Below are 19,628 nucleotides of genomic sequence, written 5' to 3' on the forward strand. Positions count from 1 at the left end.
ATTTTTTATAGTTATAAAAATAGCTTCTCTTATTAACAAAATAAAAGAAGCTATTTTTATGCTTAAGTAATTGAGTTTAAATAAATTTAAAACAATAAAAACCCAAACAACTTAACAAATTACTTAGATATATGATCTAAAACGGAAGATCATCATCTAAATCAGCAGGTGCAGGTGCTGAAGGCGTTGCTTGAGGTGCTTTAGGCTGGAAACCCGCTGGGTTATTGTTGGCATAACCACTTTGCTGGTTGTTATTAAAACCACCTTGATTATTGCCATAACCGCCTTGGTTATTATTATTATTGTTGTTATAACCCGAGTTAGCGCCACCTTGGTTATTGTTGAAACGCGGTTGATTGTAGCCCGCGTTATCACCACCAGAGCTTTGTTCACCTTGCTGACGATTACCACTGTCTAACATTTGCATTTGCTCGCCACGAATTTCTGTGGTGTAGCGTTCTTGACCACTTTGGTCTGTCCACTGACGCGTACGCAATGAACCTTCAATATAAACTTTAGAGCCTTTGCGTAGGTACTGCTGCGCAATTTCACCTAAGCGGTTATGTAACACAATACGATGCCATTCTGTCTGTTCTTTACGCTCACCGGTATTTTTATCCGTCCACGAATCGCTCGTTGCAATTGAGAACTGAGTCAGAGAACCACCATTTGGAAAAGTTTTGGTTTCAGGATCTTTACCTAAAGTTCCAACTAAAATAACTTTATTAACACCACGCATCAGACGTATTCTTCCTATTTATTACTATGTTTTACTTTATAAGAGTTATGCTTAAATGGCTACCTCTTTACCTAACAAGTGCGTTAAATCTTGTCGTGCAGCATCATCTATTTGCTGTTTATCGACTTTAATATACGCAACCTGTTGGTCGGGCATCACCACGACTTCTTCAATACCACGAATTGCCAAAAGTTGAGAAGTCCATTCATCCGTTTGTTTGCTTTCAGGCAAACGAATCACTAACGATGACAGATAACGTGGCTGAACCAATCCAAAACTAATCAATAACCAAACCACAGCTATCGCGGTCAAAATTCCCCAACCCATTGAGGTATTGTTCAAAATAAGCAGTTGCCCACCAATCATACCGCCAAAAAATGCACCTAAAAACTGGCTACTGGCATTCACACCCATAGCGGTTGCTTTGGATTGAATGGGCGCAGATTTGGACAGCCAAGAAGGCAATAATGCTTCCATGACGTTAAAGGCAATAAAGAATAAAGCGAGGCCTAACAGTAAGATATATTTCGACTCAAAGCCAAAAATCAGCACCAATAAACCTAAAACAATCCCACCAATCGCGGTTAAGAAAATACCGCGCATTTTGCGATATTTCTCCGCCAAAATAATACTGGGAAAAGCAAAAAATAGGCTAATCACCAGTAAAGGTAAATACACCAATCCATGACGCGAAAGTGGAATATCAGCAAATTCGATCAGTTGTGATGGCATGTAAATAAACATCGCGGTCAGCAATAAATGCAGTGCAAAGACTGAAACATGCAGACGGTTTAAATCACCCATTTTCAAGACTTGTTTTAATTGTGTCACATAGCCTTGCTGATAATTTCGATGATGACGCGTCACTTTAGGCACCAACAGCAACATTGAAATTGCAGCGACCCCCATAATCGTGGTCACCCAAAACAGTCCAGAAATACCGACCAAACTGGTTAACCAAGGCCCCAGACTGAAGGCCACCATAAAGGACACCCCAATACTCATGCCCATAACGGCCATGGCTTTACTGCGTTGTTCCTCACGCGTGACATCAGCAAGCAATGCCATCACCACCGCAGAAACGGCTCCACCGCCGGCAATCGCACGACCAATAATCACGCCATAAATGCTCTCAGACATCGCAGCAACTGCACCGCCAAGCGCAAACAACAATAAGCCTAAAATCACCAAAGGCTTACGGCTAAAACGATCTGCCAGTAAGCTAAATGGAATTTGTAAAATGGCTTGGGTTAAACCATACACACCGACAGCTAAGCCAATCAGCGCAGGTGTTGCACCTTGATATGACTGCCCTGCCACGGAAAACACAGGAATAATCATGAACAAGCCCAGCATACGCAGTGCAAAAATACTGCTTAAGGCAAAGGTTGAACGGCGTTCTAAAGCATTCATCATATCAATAAGCTTGGTTTTATGAGTTTAATTTCGATTGACTATCCTACAACATTCATATTACAGATGCTGATTTATTCCAAGATGAGCCACCATAAAAAAGGGCGCATTTTCATGCGCCCTTATTGTAACCGTTTTTCTTAAACAACGATTAACCGATACGTTCTTGACGCTTACGATATTGAATCGAGGCAAAGATTGCCCAAACAATAAATGCCACACCAATTAAACCTGTGACCACTTCAGGAATATGTAGACCTGTACCACTGGCCAGCATAATAAATGCCAAAGCACCAATCGCATAATGCGCACCATGTTCAAGGAATACATAGGCATCTAAGGTGCCTTTTTCAACCAAGTAAATGGTCATTGAACGCACGAACATCGCGCCAATTGCCAGCCCCAGCATGATGATCACCACATCTGAGGTAATGGCAAAAGCACCAATTACACCATCAAAACTAAAGGAGGCATCTAAGACTTCAAGGTAAATAAAACCACCTATACCCGCTTTAATCACGCCTGTTGATGCACCACTGGCATCATGACTGACGGCATTGCCCTCTTCATCAATTTCAGGTTCACCGCCTAACAAATGACTCAGCACTTGCACGCCAATGTAAACCACAATGCCCCAAATACCCGCCATGGTCACCACTAAACGCGTCGCTTCATCCACATTTGCAGCCATGATCAACAAGCCAATCAATGCAAGGAAGACTGACATTGCAGGAACATTGGCTAGATTCGATAAACGTGCTTCAAGCCATCTAAACCAGTGCGTATCTTTTTCACTATCAAAAAAGAAATTCAGGAACACCAGCAATAAGAATGAGCCACCAAATGCTGCAATTTCAGCATGATGTGCCATCAATTTCTCTGAATAAAGCAGAGGCTCATTGATCGCCATTTTCACCACGTCCAGCATGCCCATGTCCGCAGTCACGGCAACAATGACTATCGGGAAAACTAAACGCATACCAAATACGGCAATCACAATACCAACGGTTAAAAAGATCATTTTCCAAAAATGATCCCAACCGCGTAGTACCGAGGCATTCACCACGGCATTATCGAAAGAAAGCGACACTTCCATCACTGCTAAAATGGCAGTAATGGTCAATGCCGTGAACATGGTCTTTAAACCTGCTTCTGGGCCATGGGTATAACCCCAATATGCAGAAATCGCCAGACACACGATCGTAAAAATGATTGAGAAACCAAAATGTTTCATCATGATAGATCGACCTATAGAGAAATATTGATATCAATTGAATTCGGTAAAACTTAACCAGAGTGCTTAAGATTTTATGCGCACAATTATGACGACTTTTGCAAATTAAGCCAAAGTTCTTCGGATGATTTTTTGGCAGACCCATGTACTATTTATTGGGTGTCGTATCTTAGCGCAATAACTCTTGCTATAGTCCCCGTCATCTGTAAATTCTTCTTTTCATTAGGATGACGACATGAGCTTTTCTCAAGATCTATGGCAACGCAATTTAGCGTTATATCAAAAAACTTTAGCGCTGCCATTTAACCAAGAACTTGCTCAAGGCACATTAAGCCAAGAGGTGTTTAGCCATTATGTGATTCAAGATGCGCATTATTTACTGGCTTATGGTCGTGCGCTGGCGGTTTGTGCAGCAAAAGCTTTCACAGCCGATGATGTGATGCAATTTTCTGAAGCAGCAAAAATTGCCATTGTGGTGGAACGCAGCCTACATGATAGCTTTATGCGTGAATTTGATATTTCTAAAACCCAATTTGAAACCACGCCACTGACCTTAGCCTGCCATCATTACACTTCATTCTTAACCGCAACAGCATGGTCTGAAAGCTATCCTGTGGTGTTGGCTTCGTTACTGCCATGTTTTTGGATTTATGCCGAAGTCGGTAAAGATATTGTGAACCATTCAATTGCGAATAACCCTTATCAAGCATGGATCGACACCTATTCAGGCGAAGACTTCCATCAAGCGGTACGCAATGTGATTAACACCATTGATCAAGTCGCGGCACGTTGCGATGCCGATACCCTTGAAAAAATGCATCACGCTTATACCACTGCTGCCAAACTGGAATGGTTATTTTGGGATAGTGCTTATGATCAAAGACAGTGGTTAGGCTTGGATGCTTAATTCGACTCCGCCTCAAATCTAAATACTTTGATGATCACTCCTCCCTCTTACACCATATATAGCGCAGAATTCGAGGGAGGATTTTCTTTTACTGCTGAAACGTCTGCCATCCATAAATCAATCCTGCCGCAGCCACAATCCAACACACTGTAGCGATCCCTAGACATGACCACATCGACATTTTTGTGGCTAGCAGATACACCATCAACAAATAAATGGCATAAGGAATCAGCGACCACAAACCGAATAATGCAGTTTTGCGTAAAGCCTCTGCTCCCTGCTGCTGTGACACAATCACATGCGCAATCAAGGCAAAAGTTGGAAAAAGTGGAACCAGACCTGCAATATAAAATGCCTTGCTTTTAGAAAATATCGAAATCACCAGTACCGCAGCGGCACCTAACATACATTTCAAAAATAAAGACAACATATTCACAAATCCAACAGCAAAAACTTTAAGCCACTGAGTTTATGCCAATCGCACTCCCTAGAACACATTTAGCGCAATCAGAGCAATCAATGCTGGCATCGCCTGAATATAAAGAATCTTTTTACTTGCCGTCATTGCACCATAAACACCAGCCACCAAAACACAGCCTAAAAAGAAGTTGGCAAGTTGAATGGCGAAGGGTGCAGATGCAAAGAGTGACCAAATCAGTCCCGCCGCTAAGAAGCCATTATATAAACCCTGATTTTGCGCTAAAACTTTGGTGAGTTTTGCCTTTTCAGCATTGTTACCAAAGGCTTTCATGCCTAAAGGTTTATCCCACAAAAACATTTCTAAAATTAAAAAATAAACATGTAAAATTGCAATAACAGCAATCAAAACCTGAGCAATGATCATAAAATTTCCTTTTTATTCTTCAGACAATATGTTGCATTCTAACGATGAATCTATCGAAACACTAAATTTCACCCTTTAAATTTCTGACTTACAGGTATAAAAAAACGCCATTACCACGCGTTTATTTTAAATCCTGAACTGATCCGACATAAAATGACGTTTAAATTCTTTTTAATACAGCTTGAACATTTTTCATGCGCTATCATATATAACTTTCAATTTATCCATTCCCGAGATGTTTTATGAGCCAAAGTCACATCCGTATTCGAGGCGCACGTACCCATAACTTAAAAAATGTGTCACTCGATATTCCACGCGACAAATTCGTGGTGATTACGGGACTCTCAGGCTCAGGCAAATCCTCCCTTGCCTTTGATACTTTATATGCCGAAGGTCAGCGTCGTTATGTCGAATCACTGTCTGCCTATGCACGCCAATTCCTGTCTCAAATGGAAAAACCCGAAGTTGATTCGATTGAGGGCTTAAGTCCCGCGATTGCCATTGAGCAAAAATCAACTAGCCACAACCCACGTTCAACCGTGGGAACCATCACCGAAATTTACGACTATTTACGACTGCTCTATGCCCGTGTCGGTACACCGTACTGCCCTGAACATGATTTACCCATGGTTGCCCAGACCATTTCAGAAATGGTCGATGCAGTCAAAAACCTAGAAGAAGGCACAGCACTAATGTTGCTTGCCCCTGTGGTACGTGATCGTAAGGGTGAATACAGCAACCTATTTGAGCAACTGCAAAGTCAAGGTTTTGTCCGTGCCCGTGTCGATGGTGAAGTAATGGATATTGATCCACCACCCGAACTGGATAAAAAGAAAAAACATACTATTGAAGTGGTGGTCGATCGCTTTAAAGTGCGTGATGATTTAGGCAACCGTATTGCAGAAAGTTTCGAAACGGCACTGCGTTTGGGTGGCGATATTGCCATTTTGTCATGGATGAATGCCGAACATCCAGATCGCGTGTTTTCTGCAAAGCACTCTTGCCCAGAATGTGAACGTGCAGTGGGAGAACTCGAACCGCGTCTATTTTCGTTCAACAATCCATTTGGTGCCTGTCCTGTCTGTGATGGACTAGGTACACGTAGCCATTTTAGTGCCGACAAACTGATTCCAAACAATGAGGTTTCGATTAGCCAAGGTGCGATTCGTGGCTGGGACAGACAACGTCCGTATTACTACAGCATGATCGAAAAAGTCGCAGCACATTTTGGTTTTTCATTAGATACGCCTTGGAATGAACTGGATGCCGAAAGCAAAAAGAAATTTCTTTATGGTACGGGCAAAGACAAAGTCGACCTCAGTTATATCGATGAACGTGGTCGTTCGCATAAACGCGTACAACCCTTTGAAGGGATTTTGCCGCACCTCGAGCGTCGTTACCGTGAAACAGAGTCGAACTATGTACGTGAAGATTTAGCACAATACTTATCAAATGCAGCCTGTGATGCCTGTGATGGTTCACGTCTGAATGAAATATCACGTAATGTTAAAATCTTAGACAAAACCATTGCCCAAATTACAAAAATGTCGATTGGTGATGCTGCACAGTATTATCAAACGGTACATCTTGAAGGGGCTAAAGGCGAAATTGGCGACAAGATTTTTAAAGAAATTCGTGAGCGATTACACTTTCTAGTGTCTGTTGGTTTGAACTATTTAAGCCTGTCACGTTCTGCTGAAACCTTATCGGGTGGTGAAGCACAGCGCATTCGTTTGGCTTCACAAATTGGTGCGGGTCTCATGGGCGTGATGTACGTGCTGGATGAACCATCGATTGGTTTGCATCAACGCGATAACGACCGTTTACTTGAAACCTTGGTTCGCTTACGTGACTTAGGCAATACCGTATTGGTGGTTGAGCATGATGAAGATGCCATTCGTGCAGCCGACCATATTATTGATATTGGCCCAGGTGCAGGTGTTCATGGCGGGCATATTATTGCCGAAGGTACTTATGAAGAAATTTTGGCCAACCCTAATTCACTGACAGGGCAATATCTGTCAGGTAAGTTAAAAATTGCAGTGCCAAAAGTTCGTACTCAACCACCGAAACCTGAAGAACAAATTAAACTGATGGGCGCATGTGGTCACAACCTACAACAGGTTGATTTGACCATTCCTTTAGGCATTATGACCTGTGTCACGGGCGTTTCAGGTTCGGGTAAATCCACCCTGATTAACCGTACATTGTTACCACTTGCCGCGACTCAACTGAATGGTGCAACCACGCTCACAGCTGAAAAATTTGATTCGATTGATGGCCTACAATTTTTAGATAAAGTCGTCGATATTGACCAAAGTCCGATTGGACGTACTCCGCGTTCAAATCCTGCAACCTACACCGGTTTATTTACGCCTATTCGTGAACTGTTTGCGCAAACGCCTGAAGCCAAAGCCCGTGGTTATGCTGCGGGTCGTTTCTCGTTTAACGTGAAAGGTGGTCGTTGTGAAGCCTGTGAAGGCGACGGTATGATTAAAGTGGCGATGCATTTCTTACCCGACATGTATGTGCCTTGCGATAACTGTCATGGCGACCGTTATAACCGTGAAACTTTGGAAGTCGGCTATAAAGGCAAAAATATTTCTGATGTTTTGGGCATGACCGTTGAAGATGCCATGCATTTCTTTGATGCTATTCCTGTGATTCACCGTCGTTTAGAAACGCTACATCAAGTTGGCTTGGGTTATATCCGTTTAGGTCAATCTGCGACCACGCTTTCAGGTGGTGAAGCGCAACGGGTGAAATTAGCACGTGAACTGGCGAAGCGGGATACGGGTAAAACCATTTATATCTTGGATGAACCGACCACAGGTTTACATTTCCACGATATTGCCAAACTGTTAGATATTCTGCATGAGCTACGCAACAAAGGTAATACTATTGTGGTGATTGAGCATAATCTGGACGTGATTAAAACTGCCGATTGGGTGATTGATTTAGGGCCTGAAGGCGGTGCAGGCGGCGGTATGATTATTGCCGAAGGTACACCTGAAGACGTTGCCAAGAGTGAAGTTTCACATACCGCGAAGTTCTTAAAAACCATGTTGAAATAAGAATGTGTAAATCTCCCCTAACCCCTCTTTGATAAAGTGGGGAATTCCCTCCTTTTTAAAAGGAGGGTTAGGGAGGATTCAAAATGATGGAAATAGTGTTCTCTTTTAACTAAGTGCATGCTAAAACGGTGATTCATTCACCGTTATTACCATTATGACTTATTTAGAAATATTAGATACATCTATTAAAATCGGTCTAGGCGCACTGATTACTGGTGTAATAGCTTATTTTAATCAAAAAGCAAATATCTCCGCTTCTATTACAAAAGAAAATCTCCAATTTAATAGAAACCTATTAACAAATATTTCTTGCGATATTGAAGAAATTAATCATTTAATTCTAAAAATGTGGGCTATTTTTGAATTCGAGACAAAACAGATACCATTTAACAAAAGTAAAATTTTTGAAAGACTTGATTCTTTAAGAACATCTCTTTTCAATGATTTTAATCTCTTAAGTAAAAATGAAGGCTTACTCCTTCTTCATAGTTATTCAGATCAACAAGAAAAGTTAAGAGCTTATGGTGAACTTTTAGGAAAGTTTAACTCATATACTTGTTTTAGAAATGGTGATGTAAATTCCAACACAACAGCGGAATATAGAATCAAAATTTTAGAAACAAGAAAAGACCTTTATTTAAGTTTAAATAAAGCATTAACAGAACAAACCTATTAGTCATCATTATAAAATGACTATATCATTGAACTAAATCATATTTATTACTAAGTATTAAGCGTTATATAAAGACCAAATTCAACTTGGTTGCATATACATACTTTATTAACCATTTGATTGAAAAAACAAAATAAGCTAAAAGTATATTCACAAATTTCATTCATGAAATGAACTACATACTTATAAGAATTGAGAAAACTCATGCAGCATAAAACTCAAATAAAATTTGCTATCAGCATTTACCTTTCTATTTCATCACTCACTCTACATGCCGAAGGCTATATCAATGAAAATATGGTGGTGTTTACATCCTCTATGAATCCAGATGAAAGTCCGTGGAAAGACCATCCTAAATGTATTCCAGTCATACAAAATGGCGAATCCCCTAAAACATGGTCTGTGCAATATACTTACTTAGATAACACCCCACTTACCTCAAAATACCTGACCACACAAAAACCCTCGACCCAGCAAGTTGAATGCGAACATCAGATTCATTTTCCAGACCACATACAAAACACTGGAATTTTCGAAAGCTTTTATCCCAATGGAAAACCACGTAGCCTTATTGAATATACGGACGGTATCTATAACGGAAAAATCAACTTCTGGTTCGCCAATGGCTTAAAAGAACAAGAATCCAATGTTAGCAATGGCATCTCTCATGGTGAATACCGTATCTGGCATCCTAATGGGCAATTGGCACTTTCAATGGGCTATAAAGAGGGCATGCAAAACGGTATGAAACAACGTTGGTATGAAAATGGTGAACCGTGGACTTACGCACGTTTTGAAAATGACAAGATGGTGGGTGAACTCAAACAATGGTACAGAAATGGAAAATTAGAACGCTTGGGCGCATACAGAGATGGCGTGCGTCATGGCACATATAAATCTTGGTATGAAAATGGCAACCCTGAAGCAGTTTTAAATTACCAAGCTGGAAAAATTATAGATGCACAATGTTGGACAGAGTCAAATCAAGTCATCGCTACAAAGAACTGCATTGCTCAATTTAGTGCTGAAGACTAATTGAATAAACTCATCTCACATGTAATCTATGCATCAACATCGGGGTGAGTCACTCACCCATCCACTGCATTCTTGCCACGTGCCTTGGCCTTAAACAAAGACTTGTCGGCTTTTTCTAATAATGCCATCCAAGACACTGCCCCGACCGCAACCCCTGCACTGACAGAAATTTTAATATTTTGATTTATTTCAGCAATATATAGTTCAGAAGCGCCAATTTCGTTCAGCATTTTATTTGCAATGACCAAAGCATCATGAAAATGAACCTGCTCGATTAACACTAAAAATTCATCACCACCATAACGGACAATTAAATCCGAAGTGCGCACATTAAATTGTAATTTTTCTGCCACCAAGCGAATCACTTCGTCACCAATAATATGCCCAAACGTATCATTGACCTGTTTAAAATCATCAATATCGAAAATAATTAAACCAATTTGCGTAAATTTTTCAGGCTTTCTGTCTACATATTTAATATATTCATCCAAAGCTAAACGATTCGATACCCCCGTCAAAGTATCGGTATTGGCAATATTTCTGAGCTGAAATTCGAAAGCATCACGTTGTTGCAGCACGCCTTTCAGCTTTTGAATGGCATCCAATAAAGTCACTGGATCGGCAGAGGAATTTTTATAATCACTATCGGTCACTTTATACTGTGCCAACTGGAGAATTGAATTTCTGGCATCAATTAAAGGCTTAAACACCCCATTTCTGGCATAAATCATGGTGAAAAATGCAGTGATCAAGCAAATCAGCGCAACCAATAAAGTTAAAATAAAGATATGATATGATTCTTGTTTTTCTTTTTGTGCAACATATAAACTGTAATCAAGAATATAGCTTTGTAAATTGACCACCGTAACAAATTTGTCCACCATCACTTCTGTTAATTGCGTGCCTGTTAAGGTGTAAGGTTGATTATGCAAACTTTCATCGATCAAACCAGCAACCGTTGGAATGCCCTGATCTAAAAATTGTGTTTTTACTTGCCGATGCAAAGCTAAATATTCGGGCGTTTTATCCTGTTCAGGCTGAATCGTATTGACCAAAGCCCACAAATAATTGACCTGATGTTGAGTCTGCAAAGAACGCGCTAAATTATCCTCAGAGATTTTTTCTTTAAAAGTCACAGGTGCAATCACATTCGATGCCATTCGTCCTGCCTGATCACGTAAATCCGACAAAATTAAAATCAGCGTGTAGTACTCAGAAACAGCTGTTCCTTTACCATCAGATTGCACTAACTCATTTTTTAAAATTTCGTAGCAACTGTCCCAAACCTTAAACATGTGCTGAATGGCATAATCAAACTGTTCTGAATTACGTTGGGATAGAGGTAAAGCAGCATAAGCATCTACCGCTTGCCGACCCTGTTGTAGGCTCTTTTTTAAGTTGTTAAATAAAATGTTGTCCTGAGTCGAAAAGCTTTTTGTCTTTAAAATATGTAGGGTTTGTTCAATTTGTAAATCAACTTCTTGTCGATATTCATGTAATTCTTTTAAGTTCGCTGCTAATTCATCAGCACGACTCGACATCACCTTATTGGCAGGTGCTCTTTCACGTGAAATTTTATTGGCTAAATCCGCCACCCCACGAAGCGCAGAAATTTCTGATAATGCTCGATCTGCTTTCTGATAGGTCTTATAGCTACTCACAATTAACGGAACAGAAAGCAAAAGCAGAGAGAAGATAATCAGGATCATCGACCAGAAAAGTTGTTGACTAATACGCTCCGAACGTAATTTATACATGGATTCAATCTGCCCCGTACAAAACCAACTGGTCAATCATAATGCTGATGATTTCCATAATAGACTCACATATATTACATGATATAAACATCAATAATTTGTTTTATCAGGTACTTATGCTATTTTTAATAAAATCATCGCTATACAGCATTTTAGAATTTTGCTTATGAATACACCCGCTTCTAGTGTAAATAAAAGAATAATCCTAACTTATCTAACACATCCAAAGTAAGCTGCTTACGTTCGCCTACATCATCGCCATCATGCATTTCCAAATTTAAAACAAAAGCGGTGATCTGTCCATTGGGTTGTTCAACCCACCCTGTGTACCACCCCACTTGGGGCTTTACATCCATTCCCCAACCACTTTTTGCATATAGTTTTGTATCACCACGACGCTCAATATAAAGCATTTCTTTGACCTGTTTTTGTACTTTTACATCAAAAAGTAATTGCTCTGTTGCCAGTTGATAAACAAATTTTACTTCTTGTTCTGGGGTTACTTTTAAAGGGCCAACCAGCCAAAAATTATCCACCTGTTGACCAATTTTTTGATTGCCAAAACCAAGTCGAGAAACTTCTTTCTGCATCAACTCTAACCCAATACGTCTAGCAAGCTCTTGATACACTGGAACTGCTGAAGCTTGCATGGCTTGCGCCAAGTTCATGTCTTTTTCCCACGCAGAAAATGAACGCTTTTCACCCTTCCATTCAAACACTTCGGAAGTAGTTACTTTATGATGCTGAAGAGCAATCAATGCATTTAACATTTTAAATGTTGAAGCTGGAATATAGGCATTCTTAGCACGGGCCAAAGCATTACCATAATAATGAAACTGCTGACCGTCATAAGTCATAAAAACGGCTGATGTATTTGCAGCGTTGAATAATGCCTTAATCTCTTCTGAGCGTTCAAATATTGCCTTCGAAACCACCTTTTGTACGGATGGATCAGACATCTGCGCCATGTTCATGTGGCAAGCACTTAATTGCGTTAAAAGTAATAACCAGCCGAAGTAAAATAACCCCTGTTGCATCTAAAAAATCTCGATGGAATGAATGGATATTTTTATCAAATCTGACGACAAAACTTTGTATCAATTACGCATATACGAAATATTTTTATGACCGTGATCAGGAAATATTTACACATGCCATAATTTAGTGCATAATGCACCTTATTAGGGCAAATCAAAGTCATTCCTCAGCAGGATTTTTGGTTTCCCGAGATTTTTGGCTGAAAAAACCCAGTTTTCTTTGAAAGCTGGGTTTTTTTATGCTTTGGAATGACTCAATAATTCTCAAATCTGGTAAAAAAGCACCAAATTAGCGCACAAAAATTTCAGGATTCATCTTTTTTATCTATATGAAGTCTCAGACTAAATGATTGATTGATGAATTCAGAAATAGAGCTGGAGTAATCACACGACTTTGTGAATTATTTTTAGATTTAAATGCTGTCTTACTGACAAATAAAGAAAGTGTAAGCGTAATTTTTTTGATAAAAAAAAGCCCAACCTTGGGGAAAGCTGGGCATATAAAACAAAAACTTTCTCTGTGGAGAATCAGATCATGTTCACATTATTTCAATGTAGTATGATCTGATAGGTGAATTATGTAAAAAATAACCAAATAAGTAAAGCCTATTAAAGCGGTTGGTTTTTTAAACTCAGCACAAAATAAAACAATAATGTGAATTAATTCACAAAATACTTATTAATATGCTTATTTTTTAAGCAATTAAATGGTGGTTTTTAGCCCAATTTTCTGGGAATGGTCTACATTCTATTCAAAATATGACAAATTATTCACGCTATAGCAGCACATATTAATTGTTTTTTACTATTAAAAATAAATATCTAATCTAATTTAACATTGTTAAAAATCATCTGCATTTCATCCATTCTCTGTCAGCTCAGCTGCATTAATGCCCATATTCTTTTGTTCTGAAAAAGGTTTTTTAGCGTTGACATGCCATATTTCAATTGCACATTTTTCAATCAATTACACTATTTAGAGTAAAAACTCAATAAAACAATATTGTTTTAGTTCATTGACTTAATGTTTTGTTACAATACAATGACTGCTGTTTAATCCATTTTTAACAGAACTGGTAATTATTATGAAAAAACTTGGTTTAGCCACTGCTTTATTATTAGCCATGACCGGTGCTCAAGCGTATCAATTTGAAGTTCAAGGTCAATCTGAGTTCATCGACAACACTGTAAATGACAAAAATTTTACAGGTGCTGTGCAAGGAACTTACTATTTCAAAAATGTTGACGCGTCAAAAGGTCCATTGGCTGAAGCAGCATTCTTAAACCAAGCTTCTAACGCATCTTTAGCTTACAACTATGGCGAATACGACGTTAATGCTGACAAGGCTGACTTCGTATCTCATACTATCGGTGCTAAAGCTGAAGCTTACATTCCAACTAAAGTTGTTCCTGTATACGCTAGCGCGTCTTATAGCAACACTATTACTGACAACAAAGATAACAAAACTGATGACCATGGCGACCGCTATGCAGTTGAAGTTGGTGCTGTCGTTGTGCCTAACTTCTTGGTTGCTGTAGGTTACACTAGCGCGCCTAACCAAACTTCGTATGACGCTTTCAATATTCTGTCTAACGGTGTTGCAAAAGCAGCTTTAGAATCTAAAACGATTGCCCGTGACCAAGATGCAGTGACTGCACGTACTAAATACGTGGGTGCGATTGACGGTACGAATATGGCAATTGGTTTCGAAACCAACGTATTATTTGCTGAATACAAAACTTACGGTTTCAAAACTGACTTATTTGTAAACCCTAAATTAAGCGTTGGCGCATCTTATGCTGAATCAAGCATCAGTGATTCTCCAAACAAAGCTTGGGGTGCAAACGTAAATTACTTCATTACTCCAGCAGTCGCTGTTGGCGCAAACTATGTTAGCGCTAATGCTGAAAAAGGTTCAGTACGTGATACTGAAACTGTTGGCGTAAATGCTAAATTCCGCTTCTAATTCATTTTAGAAACTGAATTAAAAAAAGGACTCCATGTGAGTCCTTTTTTAATTTCTAGCTTTTTATTCAGCGGTTCTGACTAAACTTAAGAAATGTAAATGGCGTTCATATTGGTCAATAATATCTTGCAACAGATCCTCCAACGTCCAATCCATCACATCATAGTTTTGACCACCTTCTCTTAAAAAGACTTCTGCTTGATAGTACTTCACGTCATTCAACGTGGCTTCTGCCATAAAACTCGGTGGCACCGTTTCTTGCGCAACCACTTGGTAAACGAAATTAATTTCATTGTGATGATCAACTCTGAGTTCCATTCCACCACCGTCAATGCTTTGAATTAAAACCTCAAGCTGACGACGCTGAAACTCCTTTTGTACACTTTTAAATGCATTTAATACCTCAGAATCAATATAGTGCTGAATCTCCTGTTCACTATGCGGATAATGCATAATCAAACCTAAGCGTTGTTGCCAGCTTCGTGGATTTTGAATCGCTCGAGGCGTAATACGTGCCTGTTGCAACGCATTCATTTTGGTCACCTCTAAATGCAAGGCTTTTAATAGTCCCCAGCAGATCAACAGCAGAATAAAAGTAAAGGGTAATGCACTCATCATGGTCGCAGACTGTAACGCACTTAAACCACCAACCAATAATAAAACGATGGCCAAAACAGCCATCAGCACAGTCCAAAATAGCCTTTGCCACATTGGAGAGTTTTCCGACTTAGCGGTTAAATAATCGGTAACCAATGCACCTGAATCTGCCGATGTGACAAAAAACAGCATCACTAAAAAGGTCGCCAATACACTCATAACAGCAGAGAACGGCAAACTATGTAGAAATTCAAACAGTGCAACCGATGAATCTTGCTGAACGGCCAAGACCAGCGCATGATTTGCTTCATGTAAAATGCTATATAGCGCAGCATTGCCCATGAAGCCCATCCAAATCAGGGTAAATCCAGTCGGAATAAGCAAGACACCGACAATAAATTCACGAATACTGCGACCTTTAGAAACACGGGCAATAAACATCCCAACAAAGGGTGACCATGAAATCCACCATGCCCAATACATAATCGTCCAACCGCCAATCCAGCCATTGGGTTGATAGGCATACAAATTAAAGGTCATCGCAAATAAATTGGAGATGTATTGTCCCGCATTTTGAATAGTGGTTTGCAGTAAATAAATAGACGAACTGGCAAAAAATACAAACAGCAGTAAAATCAGTGCAAGGATTAAATTCAGCTCAGAGAGCCGTTTAATGCCTTTATCCAGCCCTAAAAATACCGACATTGATGCCATCGCACTCACCACCACAATCAAGATCACTTGTGTTATCGGAGACTGTTCAATGCCAAATAGGTAATTCAGCCCTGCATTGATTTGAGTGACACCAAAACCCAATGTGGTTGCAACACCAAAAACGGTGCCAATCGTTGCAAAGGTATCCACCGCATCCCCTAGAGGGCCATAAATCTTTTTTCCAATAATTGGATATAAAGATGAACGAATTTTGAGTGGCAGATTGTGTCGATAAGCAAAATAGGCCAGTGATAACCCAACCACTGTATAAATCGCCCAAGCATGTAAACCCCAGTGAAAGAAAGTCACACGCATCGCTTGTTGTGCAGATTGAATGGTTTCTGCTTCACCTGTGGGTGGAGAAACATAGTGCATGACAGGTTCCGCGACACCAAAAAACATCAGCCCGATGCCCATACCTGCGGTAAACAGCATGGCAAACCATGAAGCATTACTATAAGCAGGTTGGCTATGGTCAGGGCCCAGTTTAATTTTACCCATATCTGATAACGCAATATAAATGAGTAAAATCAGAAAAATGGCAACAGATAAAACATAGAACCAACTAAAGGAATCGGTCACCCACTGATTTAACTGTTGCGTTATAAGCTCAAATGAATTGGGTGCTAAAACGACTACTGCAAGGAAAATAACAATAATAGCGACGGTACTTAAAAAGACATTTGGATTGACATTGGCAAACCATGATGCATTTTTGGAAGGCATAAATCCCCCATTTTATATTTTAATTAACGTGACAGACCTAAAGGTCAAACAGAGCATTCATCGAAGATGAATAAAAGACGAGTTCAATAGCAATAAATAAAAACTCAAAAGCATCATAAATTAATGATCAAAACAAAGCAGTTACATTCCTGTAACACTCTGATGATTGCCTTTTATTTATGCTCTTGATCATTTTTAGGTAAATGCGCGATGTATTGCAGGGAAATGAGGCGTGAGACAATCAGTGCTAAATACATGACACCACAAAACATTTGTAGCATTGCCAACACTCGTGCTGGTGCACTCAGCGGCATTAAATCTGATAATCCAGTCGCTGATTGCAAACTAAAACTGAGAAACAATAAATTAAGCCACGTCTGCATACCGCTCATATTGGGATTTTGAAAACTATCGGGTACTAAAATCTGGCAAATACTATATAAAAATGCAAAACCCCAAGCCAGCAGGGTAAATACCGCTCCCGCAGCAAACATTTCATCTCTGGTTAAATAGCGGTCTTCAAACATATAGCGTAATAAACCATAGGCTGCACTAAAATAAGCTGCGGCTTCAAAGCCATGCGCAATCACTTGAACCATTCGATGATCGAAGCCCAATAACATCAATAAAGAAAAAAGCACTGCCCCACCCACAAAACTGAGTCCTAAAATGGTAAACATCGGGGTTTGGCGAATCACTTTAGCAATCACCAGTAAAACCAAGACACCCAAAACCCAAGTTAAGGTGCGATAGGTCATGCTGTAATTGACCGTGATAGATAAGATTAAAATAATGAATTGCAATAAAATGAGCCAAGCAGAGGGCAATAAGCGAAAAACTTTCCAAACGTCAATAAGTACCTGCATTTCCCACTCCAAGATCATTCTGTTTTTGTTTATTTCAGTGTTTTCTTTTTTGAATCTGATTAACTTAGCATGAATTGGGCACAAAATACGACTGCCCCTTGCCAGAATAAAAATCACAAATAGATTTTGAGCATAAAAGTAGCCATACAAAATGAACGGATAACCGAATTCAAGCTGTCGGTGTAAAAGCCATGATGCGATGCACAAATAAAGTTTAAATTGAATTTATATGTTGCTACTGAATCAGTAGATAACTTGCATAAATCAAAAAATGCAGTGCAATAAAGAAGTCCCCTAAGGGACTTCTTTATTGCTTGTATTTTTAAGTCTTAGTGATCCGATGCACCAGAGATCCCAATACCTGTTTGAGAGCGTACATACTGCGCATCAAATGCTTTACGTTCTGCTTCTGCACGTGCTGAACTATCAGTCACAGAGAACAACCAGCAGCAGAAGAATGACAATGGCATTGCGAAAATTGCAGGACCATTAAATGGATTCACTGCTGTATCAGAAATACCCAATGTATCGACCCAAACTGCTTTCGCTAGAATAATCAACGTTACCGCTGTCACTAAACCAACCACGCCACCAATAACGGCACCACGTGTGGTTAAACCTTTCCAGAACATTGAAAGTACTAGGACTGGGAAGTTCGCACAAGCAGCTACTGAGAATGCTAAACCAACCATGAAGGCAACGTTTTGTTTTTCGAACAAAATACCCAAAATCATGGCAAAAATTGCTAAACCTAAAGTTGCAATTTTAGACATACGAAGTTCAGATTCAGGCGTAGTTTGACCTTTTTTGAATACGTTTGCATACAAGTCATGTGAGATTGCTGATGCACCTGACAGTGTTAAACCCGCAACTACCGCAAGAATCGTTGCAAATGCCACTGCTGAGATGAAGCCCATGAACAAGTCACCGCCAACAGCATCACTTAAGTGAACCGCCGCCATGTTGTTACCACCAACAAGCTCTAACTTGCCAGTTACAGCCATTTTAGCAACATCAATAAACTGTGGGTTGTTTGATACGTAAAGGATCGCACCGAAACCAATGATGAATGTTAAAAGGTAGAAGTAACCAATGAAACCTGTTGCAACAACCACTGATTTACGTGCTTCTTTAGCATCTTTTACCGTAAAGAAACGCATTAAAATGTGTGGTAGACCTGCTGTACCGAACATTAACGCCAGACCCAATGAAATCGCGTCAATTGGATTTGCAGCCAATTTACCCGGTCCCATGATATTCCCAGCTTCCGTTAGACCAATGTCATGCACTTTACTGAAAATTTGAATCGATTGTTCAAACATATTGGTAAAGCTAAAACCGACACCTTTCATAACCATAAAGGCCATGAACGTTGCGCCAGATAAAAGCATAACTGCTTTAATGATCTGTACCCAAGTCGTTGCCAACATACCACCGAAGATCACGTAAGCCATCATCAGTAAGCCAACAATCACGACAGCAATGTTGTAGTTTAGACCGAAGAGTAATTTGATCAACTGACCAGCACCCACCATCTGAGCAATCAGATAGAACGCTACAACAACCAATGAACTGATTGCGGCTAGAGTACGGACTGGTTTTTCTTCCAAACGGAAAGACACAACGTCAGATAAGTTGTATTTACCTAAGTTACGTAAACGTTCTGCAACCAAGAACAATACGATTGGCCAACCCACCATGAAACCAAGTGAATACAATAGACCATCAAAACCTGAGCTAAATACTAGCGCTGAAATACCTAAGAATGACGCTGCCGACATATAGTCACCAGCAATCGCCAAACCATTTTGGAAACCTGAAATACCGCCACCAGCAGTATAGAAATCCTGCGTACTTGTGGTTTGTTTTGCTGCCCATTTGGTAATCACCAAAGTAAACGCAACAAAAATAACAAACATAATAATGGCATGCCAGTTAGTCGCTTGCTGTTGAGCCTCGCCTAAATCTGGGCCTGCGATTGCCATACCTGACATAAGCAGCGTTGATGCTGCAATTGCTTGAGCTTTCAATGAATTCCATTTCAT

At 39.9% G+C, this 19,628-nt stretch carries 15 protein-coding genes; 5 read left to right on the top strand and 10 right to left on the bottom strand.

Annotation, left to right across the window (positions count from 1 at the left end; translation table 11 throughout):
• Positions 1-136 precede the first annotated feature (136 nt).
• The 3 genes from ssb to BLV99_RS09220 form a co-directional block, all read right to left on the bottom strand.
• Positions 137-739, bottom strand: coding sequence for a single-stranded DNA-binding protein (ssb, locus tag BLV99_RS09210; RefSeq protein ID WP_086184016.1), 603 nt, complete (start codon positions 737-739; stop codon positions 137-139).
• Between the two features lie 51 nt (positions 740-790).
• Positions 791-2,155: an MFS transporter gene (locus tag BLV99_RS09215; protein ID WP_086184017.1), complete on the bottom strand. Its 1,365-nt coding sequence runs from the start codon at positions 2,153-2,155 to the stop codon at positions 791-793.
• A gap of 148 nt (positions 2,156-2,303) precedes the next feature.
• On the bottom strand, positions 2,304-3,389 hold the full coding sequence (locus BLV99_RS09220; RefSeq protein WP_092689893.1) for a DUF475 domain-containing protein: 1,086 nt from the start codon (positions 3,387-3,389) through the stop codon (positions 2,304-2,306).
• A 232-nt stretch (positions 3,390-3,621) separates the two neighbouring features.
• Between BLV99_RS09220 and tenA the strand changes: the two genes are divergently transcribed.
• Positions 3,622-4,293 (top strand): thiaminase II, encoded by a 672-nt coding sequence (tenA, locus tag BLV99_RS09225; RefSeq protein ID WP_092689896.1) that lies wholly within the window; start codon positions 3,622-3,624, stop codon positions 4,291-4,293.
• Between the two features lie 88 nt (positions 4,294-4,381).
• Here tenA and BLV99_RS09230 read toward each other — a convergent pair whose 3' ends face one another.
• Both BLV99_RS09230 and BLV99_RS09235 read right to left on the bottom strand, forming a co-directional pair.
• On the bottom strand, positions 4,382-4,723 hold the full coding sequence (locus BLV99_RS09230; protein ID WP_086184020.1) for a GlpM family protein: 342 nt from the start codon (positions 4,721-4,723) through the stop codon (positions 4,382-4,384).
• Between the two features lie 57 nt (positions 4,724-4,780).
• Positions 4,781-5,134, bottom strand: coding sequence for a DUF1304 domain-containing protein (locus tag BLV99_RS09235; RefSeq protein ID WP_092689996.1), 354 nt, complete (start codon positions 5,132-5,134; stop codon positions 4,781-4,783).
• 245 nt (positions 5,135-5,379) lie between these two features.
• Between BLV99_RS09235 and uvrA the strand changes: the two genes are divergently transcribed.
• From uvrA to BLV99_RS09250, 3 genes are all read left to right on the top strand, one after another.
• Positions 5,380-8,211, top strand: coding sequence for an excinuclease ABC subunit UvrA (gene uvrA, locus BLV99_RS09240; RefSeq protein WP_092689899.1), 2,832 nt, complete (start codon positions 5,380-5,382; stop codon positions 8,209-8,211).
• Between the two features lie 154 nt (positions 8,212-8,365).
• Positions 8,366-8,887, top strand: coding sequence for a hypothetical protein (locus tag BLV99_RS09245; RefSeq protein WP_092689901.1), 522 nt, complete (start codon positions 8,366-8,368; stop codon positions 8,885-8,887).
• Positions 8,888-9,088: 201 nt separating this feature from the next.
• Positions 9,089-9,919, top strand: a complete 831-nt coding sequence (locus BLV99_RS09250) for a toxin-antitoxin system YwqK family antitoxin (protein ID WP_092689904.1) — start codon at positions 9,089-9,091, stop codon at positions 9,917-9,919.
• 53 nt (positions 9,920-9,972) lie between these two features.
• On the opposite strand, the gene BLV99_RS09255 is transcribed toward BLV99_RS09250, so the two are convergent.
• Both BLV99_RS09255 and BLV99_RS09260 read right to left on the bottom strand, forming a co-directional pair.
• A complete protein-coding gene (locus tag BLV99_RS09255) occupies positions 9,973-11,676 on the bottom strand; it encodes a GGDEF domain-containing protein (protein WP_092689906.1) in 1,704 nt (567 codons plus the stop codon).
• Between the two features lie 182 nt (positions 11,677-11,858).
• Entirely contained in the window at positions 11,859-12,713 is an 855-nt protein-coding gene (locus BLV99_RS09260) for a class D beta-lactamase OXA-666 (RefSeq protein ID WP_092689909.1), read from the bottom strand.
• Between the two features lie 1,085 nt (positions 12,714-13,798).
• Between BLV99_RS09260 and omp33-36 the strand changes: the two genes are divergently transcribed.
• Positions 13,799-14,680, top strand: a complete 882-nt coding sequence (gene omp33-36, locus BLV99_RS09265; protein ID WP_092689912.1) for a porin Omp33-36 — start codon at positions 13,799-13,801, stop codon at positions 14,678-14,680.
• 63 nt (positions 14,681-14,743) lie between these two features.
• Here omp33-36 and BLV99_RS09270 read toward each other — a convergent pair whose 3' ends face one another.
• The 3 genes from BLV99_RS09270 to BLV99_RS09280 all read right to left on the bottom strand — a co-directional run bounded on the left by BLV99_RS09270 (position 14,744) and on the right by BLV99_RS09280 (position 19,628).
• Positions 14,744-16,717, bottom strand: coding sequence for a BCCT family transporter (locus BLV99_RS09270; protein ID WP_086184025.1), 1,974 nt, complete (start codon positions 16,715-16,717; stop codon positions 14,744-14,746).
• Positions 16,718-16,890: 173 nt separating this feature from the next.
• On the bottom strand, positions 16,891-17,583 hold the full coding sequence (locus BLV99_RS09275; protein ID WP_086184026.1) for an ion channel: 693 nt from the start codon (positions 17,581-17,583) through the stop codon (positions 16,891-16,893).
• Positions 17,584-17,912: 329 nt separating this feature from the next.
• Positions 17,913-19,628, bottom strand: coding sequence for a cation acetate symporter (locus BLV99_RS09280; protein ID WP_092689915.1), 1,716 nt, complete (start codon positions 19,626-19,628; stop codon positions 17,913-17,915).

The organism is Acinetobacter kyonggiensis (genome assembly GCF_900107285.1).
Classification (GTDB): Bacteria; Pseudomonadota; Gammaproteobacteria; order Pseudomonadales; family Moraxellaceae; genus Acinetobacter; species Acinetobacter kyonggiensis.

Coding starts and splice junctions, on each gene's coding strand:
- ssb (WP_086184016.1), bottom strand. CDS start 739: ATGCGTGGTGTTAATAAAGTTATTTTAGTTGGAACTTTAGGTAAAGAT.
- BLV99_RS09215 (WP_086184017.1), bottom strand. CDS start 2,155: ATGATGAATGCTTTAGAACGCCGTTCAACCTTTGCCTTAAGCAGTATT.
- BLV99_RS09220 (WP_092689893.1), bottom strand. CDS start 3,389: ATGATGAAACATTTTGGTTTCTCAATCATTTTTACGATCGTGTGTCTG.
- tenA (WP_092689896.1), top strand. CDS start 3,622: ATGAGCTTTTCTCAAGATCTATGGCAACGCAATTTAGCGTTATATCAA.
- BLV99_RS09230 (WP_086184020.1), bottom strand. CDS start 4,723: ATGTTGTCTTTATTTTTGAAATGTATGTTAGGTGCCGCTGCGGTACTG.
- uvrA (WP_092689899.1), top strand. CDS start 5,380: ATGAGCCAAAGTCACATCCGTATTCGAGGCGCACGTACCCATAACTTA.
- BLV99_RS09245 (WP_092689901.1), top strand. CDS start 8,366: ATGACTTATTTAGAAATATTAGATACATCTATTAAAATCGGTCTAGGC.
- BLV99_RS09250 (WP_092689904.1), top strand. CDS start 9,089: ATGCAGCATAAAACTCAAATAAAATTTGCTATCAGCATTTACCTTTCT.
- BLV99_RS09255 (WP_092689906.1), bottom strand. CDS start 11,676: ATGTATAAATTACGTTCGGAGCGTATTAGTCAACAACTTTTCTGGTCG.
- BLV99_RS09260 (WP_092689909.1), bottom strand. CDS start 12,713: ATGCAACAGGGGTTATTTTACTTCGGCTGGTTATTACTTTTAACGCAA.
- omp33-36 (WP_092689912.1), top strand. CDS start 13,799: ATGAAAAAACTTGGTTTAGCCACTGCTTTATTATTAGCCATGACCGGT.
- BLV99_RS09270 (WP_086184025.1), bottom strand. CDS start 16,717: ATGCCTTCCAAAAATGCATCATGGTTTGCCAATGTCAATCCAAATGTC.
- BLV99_RS09275 (WP_086184026.1), bottom strand. CDS start 17,583: ATGCAGGTACTTATTGACGTTTGGAAAGTTTTTCGCTTATTGCCCTCT.
- BLV99_RS09280 (WP_092689915.1), bottom strand. CDS start 19,628: ATGAAATGGAATTCATTGAAAGCTCAAGCAATTGCAGCATCAACGCTG.